The following is a 277-nucleotide window of genomic DNA, read 5'->3' as shown; positions in this document are numbered from 1 at the left end:
CTCTGGCGCCAAGCCTCGGCGGCGCGGGAACGCGCTGGTCGGCGGCTCAGTTACGTCTGCGCATCGTCGACGGCTCGCGTCTAAATCCGGACACGATCATGCCGCCCTATTACCGGACGACAGGCCTCACGCGTGTCGCCAGGGCGTTCGAGGGCAAGACCATCTTGACGGCCGAGCAGATCGAGGATGTCGTGGCCTATCTCGCGACGCTGAAGGAGCAGTGATGCCAGGACCGAAAAAGGGGGCGACGCGACGTACCTTCCTCGCCGGCGCCGCC

The 277-nt window shown here is 66.4% G+C and carries 1 protein-coding gene; it reads left to right on the top strand.

The window, feature by feature from the left end; genetic code table 11:
* Positions 1-224 (top strand): cytochrome c family protein (locus ACZ3HG_RS23500; protein ID WP_465334754.1); only part of this gene is annotated, 224 nt, incomplete at its 5' end.
* Between the last annotated feature and the right edge of the window lie 53 nt (positions 225-277).

Source organism: Erwinia sp. PME.40.26/001 (genome assembly GCF_055556675.1).
This window is presented reverse-complemented; position numbering and strand designations above follow the sequence as displayed.